At 62.1% G+C, this 6,007-nt stretch carries 6 protein-coding genes; 3 read left to right on the plus strand and 3 right to left on the minus strand.

Annotated elements, in window-relative coordinates; all coding sequences use genetic code 11:
- Nucleotides 1-34: 34 nt before the first annotated feature.
- Complete coding sequence (locus EN893_RS14880) at nucleotides 35-931, minus strand: NAD(P)-dependent oxidoreductase (RefSeq protein WP_127266785.1); 897 nt, start codon at nucleotides 929-931, stop codon at nucleotides 35-37.
- A gap of 119 nt (nucleotides 932-1,050) precedes the next feature.
- Here EN893_RS14880 and EN893_RS14885 point away from each other — a divergent pair, with 119 nt between their 5' ends.
- Complete coding sequence (locus EN893_RS14885; protein ID WP_127266786.1) at nucleotides 1,051-1,989, plus strand: NAD(P)-dependent oxidoreductase; 939 nt, start codon at nucleotides 1,051-1,053, stop codon at nucleotides 1,987-1,989.
- Nucleotides 1,990-2,013: 24 nt separating this feature from the next.
- On the opposite strand, the gene EN893_RS14890 is transcribed toward EN893_RS14885, so the two are convergent.
- Nucleotides 2,014-2,796 (minus strand): FadR/GntR family transcriptional regulator, encoded by a 783-nt coding sequence (locus EN893_RS14890; RefSeq protein WP_127266787.1) that lies wholly within the window; start codon nucleotides 2,794-2,796, stop codon nucleotides 2,014-2,016.
- 198 nt (nucleotides 2,797-2,994) lie between these two features.
- On the minus strand, nucleotides 2,995-3,984 hold the full coding sequence (locus tag EN893_RS14895) for a sugar-binding protein (RefSeq protein ID WP_128361616.1): 990 nt from the start codon (nucleotides 3,982-3,984) through the stop codon (nucleotides 2,995-2,997).
- A 464-nt stretch (nucleotides 3,985-4,448) separates the two neighbouring features.
- Here EN893_RS14895 and EN893_RS14900 point away from each other — a divergent pair, with 464 nt between their 5' ends.
- Both EN893_RS14900 and EN893_RS14905 read left to right on the plus strand, forming a co-directional pair.
- Complete coding sequence (locus EN893_RS14900; protein ID WP_013530854.1) at nucleotides 4,449-5,189, plus strand: ATP-binding cassette domain-containing protein; 741 nt, start codon at nucleotides 4,449-4,451, stop codon at nucleotides 5,187-5,189.
- 39 nt (nucleotides 5,190-5,228) lie between these two features.
- A partial coding sequence (locus EN893_RS14905) for an ABC transporter permease (protein ID WP_164900877.1) occupies nucleotides 5,229-6,007 on the plus strand: 779 nt, incomplete at its 3' end.

Here is a 6,007-nt window from a genome sequence, read left to right on the forward strand (position 1 = left end):
GCTGTGCACAGATCAGCCCCGATTGCTTCGCGGATCAGTCCTGCTTGACGTATTTGCGCCAGCTATGCTCCGGGCGGAAGCCCAGCACGTCGCGCGCCTTGCGGTTGGAGAGCAGCGTCTCGTATTCGCCGAGTTCGGCCTTGACCGTCACGCCGGGGTAGAACCGCTTCAGGAGTTCGGCAGTCGGCAGGTCGGACGAGGTGTCGTCATTGGCCGCGTTGAACACCTGATAGCCGAGCCCGTCCTTCTCGATGGCGCGCAGCGTGATCTGGCCAAGGTCGCGCGCGTCGACATAGCTCCAGGCGATGCGCTTGCGGAAACCCGGATCGGCGAACCATTTCGGAAACAGCGAATATTCGTGCGGCTCGATGACGTTGCCGATGCGCAGGGCGTAGATGTCGGTGCCGTTGCGTTGCGCAAAGGCCCGCGCCGTTTTCTCGTTGACGACCTTGGACAAAGCATAGCTGTCCATCGGATCGACATCATACTCCTCGTCGAGCGGGAAATATTTGGGATCGCGCGGCTCGTTGGCGAACACAAGCCCATAAGTCGTCTCGCTGGAGGCGATGATAATTTTGCGGATACCGAGCTTAACCGCCGCCTCGATGACATTGTAGGTGCCGAGCGCATTGATGCGGAACACCTCGTTGTCGGTGGTGATCATGATGCGCGGGATGGCGGCGAAATGCACCACCGCATCGACCGGCTGCGGGCGCAGCGAGGGGTCGAATTCATGCAGGCCCATATAGCTCGACAGTGCGTTGAACACCTGCCCGCTGTCGGTGATGTCGGTAATCAGCGTGCGCACCTTGGGATTGTCGAGCGGCTTGGTGTCGATGTTGAGCACCTGGCAGCCTTGCTCGACCAGATATTGGACGACATGGCGTCCGGCCTTGCCGCTGCCGCCGGTGAACATGATCCGCTTCGTCATTTTGCTCTCCACATCCTCAGGAATTTATGTGTATTGTCAGACAATATCGCCATCCGCAACCACCCTCGCCTGCAAAACGGCAGTGCCTGACATCAATCATTGCAACAGGACTTGAAGACATGAACACGACTGCCGCGAGCGAAAAGATCGGCTTCATCGGGCTTGGCCTGATGGGCCACGGGATCGCCAAGAACATCGTCGACAAGGGCTACAGCCTGACCTTCCTCGGCCGCAAGAACCGCAAACCGGCGGAAGACCTGCTTGGCCGCGGCGCCACGGAAGCATCGACCTCGCGCGATGTGGCGGCGGCATCTGATATCGTCTTCATCTGCGTCACCGGTTCGCGCGAGGTCGAAGCCATCATTCGCGGCCCCGGCGGCCTCAAGGAGGGCTTGAAAAAGGGCTCGGTCGTCGTCGACTGCTCGACCTCCGATCCGGTCTCGACGGTGGCGCTGGCAGAGGAACTCAAGGCGCTCGGCATCGATTTTGTCGACGCGCCGCTCAGCCGCACGCCGAAGGAAGCCTGGGAAGGCACGCTCGACGCGATGGTCGGCGCGCCGGACGCCCTCTTTGCCAGGGTGAAGCCGGTGATCGAAACCTGGGCCGGCCGCATCGTCCATATCGGCGACACCGGCGACGGCCATCGCATGAAGCTGCTCAACAATTTCATCTCGCTCGGCTACGCCGCGATCTATTCCGAGGCGCTGGCGCTGGCTGAGAAGGTCGGCATCTCGCCGCCGCGCTTCGACAGCGTTATTCGCAATGGCCGCATGGATTGCGGCTTCTACCAGACCTTCATGCGCTGGACGCTCGAAGGTGACCGCGACGCGCACAAATTCACCATCGCCAATGCCTTCAAGGACCTGACCTATCTGGAATCGATGGCGGGTGCGGCCGGTATTGCCAATCCGCTCGGCAACGCCACCAAGAACTCCTTCGCCGGTGCCCATGCAACCGGGCCGGCCGAGCAATTCGTGCCGATGCTGGCTACGCATATCGCTGGGGTGAACGGTGTCGACCTGATGCCGATGAAGGATGGGAAGAAGCAGACCATTTGACCGATTACCCAAGGCTGGCGCCGATCACCGCCTCCACCGCCCTATCCCATCGTCGGTATCTGCAAGCAGCTTGTGCACGGCGTTGCGCGCGGCGGCTGGGCGCTGCAGGCGGATGTTCCTTTCGATCGCCTCATGCAGCTTCTGCGCCTGGCGCTGATCGGCGACCTGCTGCGTCGTGAATGCGAAGAGATGGTCGAGCGCCGACTCGATCAGCACGCCGAGCGGCACCAGAAGGTCGTTGCCGGAAGCGCGCAGGATGGCCAGATGAAAGCGCGTGTCGGCGCGGATACGCTCCTGCAGGCTCAAGGCCTCGCCCATTTCGCGGCAGGCCTGGCTGATTTCCGCCATTTGCTCGTCGCTGCGCCGCATGGCGGCAAAGGCCGACGCTTCCGGCTCGATGATATGACGAAACTCCTGCACGGTTCGCAGGAACGCCTCGCGGTCGGGCGCCGTCGCGTACCAGGCCAGAACGTCGCGGTCGAGCAGGTTCCAGCGCTCCCTCGGCTCGACCCAGCTGCCGATCTTGGGGCGTGAGGCCAACAGGCTTTTCGCCATCAGCATCTTGATGGCTTCGCGCACCGCCGAACGGCTGACATTGAATATCTCGGCCCATCTGGACTCGTTGGGCAGGATGGTACCGGGCGGATAGTCGCCACGCACGATCCGCAGGCCAATCTCGCCGGCCAGCGAAACATGGACGCTCGCTCCCGCAAAATGCGCGGCACCGGCCTTGCGCATGACAGCCGGGCTGCGGCTGGCTTGTGGCTTGGCCGGGTCGGTTCGCTTGCTTGATTTCTCGTCCGGCATCCACGTTCCAATGCGTCGACCGTCTGTCGTCCGGACTGGTCCGAACCGCACGGGCGCCGATCTCGTTGCCGAAAAACCCAGATCACGGACGCGGCAAAGCCGGAGCCGGTTGCCCCAACCATTGCGTCCGTTCGGGAATTATCGCTTCCGTTCAGGAATGACGGGGCGCCCGCAACCGGGCGCCCCGTCATCGAGAACCTACTTCTGGATGCAGGTGTCGACCGTATCCTTGGTGCATTCGTCGAGGCCGGTGAACACCGGATCGGCGACGGGCTTGCCTTCGATCAGGTCGATCATCACCGACGGTGCCTTGTAGCCCATTTCGAATGGACGCTGACCGACAAGAGCAGTCACAAGGCCGTCACGCGCGATCGCCACTGCGTCGCCAATCGTGTCGGCGGCGCCGATGACGAAGTCGTTGCTGGCGATCCGGTCCTTGAGCGGTCCGAACAGATCGCGATAGGGCTGCGGCGCGCCGAACAGCGGCCAGCCGCCCATGATGCCGAAAGCGTCCAGCTTGGGGTTGGCGGCGAGGATGTCGGTCATCGCCTGCACGCCCTTGGCGCCATCGTCATTGGTGAACACCGGGCAGCCGGGAACTTCGGTCCAGCCACCTTCACCGGCAAGTGCCGCAAGGCCTTCCTTGCCCGACAGTGCGTCACGCATGCCTTGCGCACGGCGCAGGATGTTGTCGGCTGCCGGGTTGCCTTCGATGGTGCAGATCGTGCCGCCATTCGGCTTGCCCTTCTTGATGTACTCGCCGATCTTCTTGCCCATCAGGTAATTGTCGGTACCGAGATAGGTCTTGCGAAGACCTGCGTCTTCCTTGCTGAGATCGGCATCGACCGTCATGATCGGGATCGTCGGATTGGCGCTCTTGATCGTCTGCGCGATCAGCGGCGCGTTGGACGGCGAGATCGCCATCGCCACCGTGTCGGCCTTGCTCAGCATGTCCTGGACGATCTGCGCCTCGCCGGCCTCGTCCGAAGTCGACGCCGGACCGGTGTAGAAGCATTCATACTCCGAGCTGGCGTTTTCCTTGTTCCATTTCTCGCAGCCCTGGTGGATGGCCTCGAAGAACGGATTGTCGAGACCTTTCACGACAATGACGAGCTGTTTCTTGGCCAAAGCCGGCCCGGCACCCAACGCCATTGCGGCGACGGCGGCGAGCAAAAGTGTCTTCCTCATGTCAGTCCTCCCTTGAAACAAACGGACACGGCGTGCCCGCCATACAGATCGACCGGATGCGTGATGACCGAGGGTCGTTTCGAGCGCTCGTGTCGCCAGGACAGATCGATAAGCATTTCCAGATTCGGCTTCAGATCAGCTCACACACAGGTGTCGCCGGATGCTGGGCCGTCAAACCTCCGCCGATTCCGGCCGGCGAACCGCCAGCGGGGATCGGCATAATCTCCTCCGACGCTTAGCTAATATCGGCTTGGCGCCAACGTCAATGCTATTTGTCCTACAAAACGGATTTTTAAAATAGTCCTGGCCCAATTCGTCCGACAATTGATTGACGTGCGCCGGCTTTTGCGTAAAAGAACGCTAACGCCGTCTTCGGGAGGAGCCGGGGAGAGCGAGGCCTAAGCAGCGTCGGCATCCACGCCGGGAACAGCGGCAGGTCGCAAATCACGGGGAGGCAAAGGCTGGTGGCGGTTCTCGAACTCACCAACATCTCTAGGCATTTCGGCGCCATCCAGGCTGTCAACGACGTTTCGCTGTCGATCGAGCCCGGACAGGTGGTCGGCCTCATGGGTGACAACGGCGCCGGCAAGTCGACGCTGGTCAAGATGATCGCCGGCAATTTCCGCCCGAGCCATGGCACCATGCACATGGACGGCAAGGAATTGATCCTGCACAAGCCGGCGGAAGCCCGCCAGCACGGCATCGAGATCGTCCACCAGGACCTTGCGCTCTGCAACAATCTGACTGCCGCCGCCAACGTCTATCTCGGCCGCGAGCTGCGGCGCGGCGTCGGGCCGTTCCGCATCCTCGACTATGCCTCGATGTACAAGCGTGCCGGCCAGCTCTTTGCCGAATTGAAGTCCGAAACCCGTCCGCGCGACCTCGTCAAGCAGATGTCGGGTGGCCAGCGCCAGGCGGTGGCGATCGCCCGCACCATGCTGTCGCAGGCCAAGATCGTGCTGATGGACGAACCGACGGCGGCGATCTCGGTGCGCCAGGTCGCCGAAGTGCTGAACCTGATCCGCCATTTGCGCGATCAGGGCATCGCCGTCGTGCTGATCAGCCACCGAATGCCTGACGTCTTCACCGTCGCCGACCGCGTCATCGTCATGCGGCGCGGCCGCAAGGTCGCCGACAAGACGATTGCGTCGAGCTCGCCCGAGGAAGTCACCGGGCTGATCACCGGCGCCATCGAACAGGTTTGATTTCAGCGAATTTCACCACGCAGCAGATGAAGGTCGACGATGGCACTGACAATTGACCAGCCGATCGAACACAAGCAGCAATCCTTGGCCGCGAGAGTGTTTGCCAGCCAGACCTTCTGGGTGGTGATCGCGGTCATCCTTGCCTGCGTGTTCCTATCGTTTGCCACCGACGCCTTCGCCACCTCGAAGAACCTCTACAACATCACCCGCAACATCACCTTCGTCGCCATTATCGCGCTCGGCATGACTTTCGTCATCATCACCGGCGGCATCGACCTGTCGGTTGGCTCGGTACTATGCCTGTCGTCAATGGTGCTGGCCGTCACCATGCATGCCGGCTACTCGATCGAGGTCGGCATCCTGGCCTCCATTGCCACCGCGCTCGCCATTGGCGCCTTCAACGGCGTGCTGATCGCCTATCTCGGCTTTCCACCCTTTGTGGTGACGCTCGGCATGCTGTCGATCGCCCGCAGCCTCGCCATGGTCGCCTCCAACAACACCGTCGTCTTCCAGTTCGGGCCGGACCACGCCAAGCTTCTGTCATTGGGCGGCGGCGCCTGGGTGTTCGGCATCGCCAATCCGGTGCTTTACATGATCCTTCTGGCGCTGATCACCGGCTTTATCCTGCGCTGGACGAAGTTCGGCCGCCACATCTTTGCCATTGGCGGCAACGAGCACGCGGCAACGCTGACCGGCGTTCCGGTGCGCCAGATCAAGGTTGCCGTCTACATGATCTCGGCGCTGTCGGCCGGCATTGCCGGCATCATCCAGACCGGCTGGCTGGGCGCCGTCACCACCAATCTCGGCACCGGCATGGA

It is taken from the genome of Mesorhizobium sp. M7A.F.Ca.CA.004.04.2.1 (assembly GCF_004022825.1).
Lineage (GTDB): Bacteria > Pseudomonadota > Alphaproteobacteria > Rhizobiales > Rhizobiaceae > Mesorhizobium.

Coding starts and splice junctions, on each gene's coding strand:
- EN893_RS14880 (WP_127266785.1), bottom strand. CDS start 931: ATGACGAAGCGGATCATGTTCACCGGCGGCAGCGGCAAGGCCGGACGC.
- EN893_RS14885 (WP_127266786.1), top strand. CDS start 1,051: ATGAACACGACTGCCGCGAGCGAAAAGATCGGCTTCATCGGGCTTGGC.
- EN893_RS14890 (WP_127266787.1), bottom strand. CDS start 2,796: ATGCCGGACGAGAAATCAAGCAAGCGAACCGACCCGGCCAAGCCACAA.
- EN893_RS14895 (WP_128361616.1), bottom strand. CDS start 3,984: ATGAGGAAGACACTTTTGCTCGCCGCCGTCGCCGCAATGGCGTTGGGT.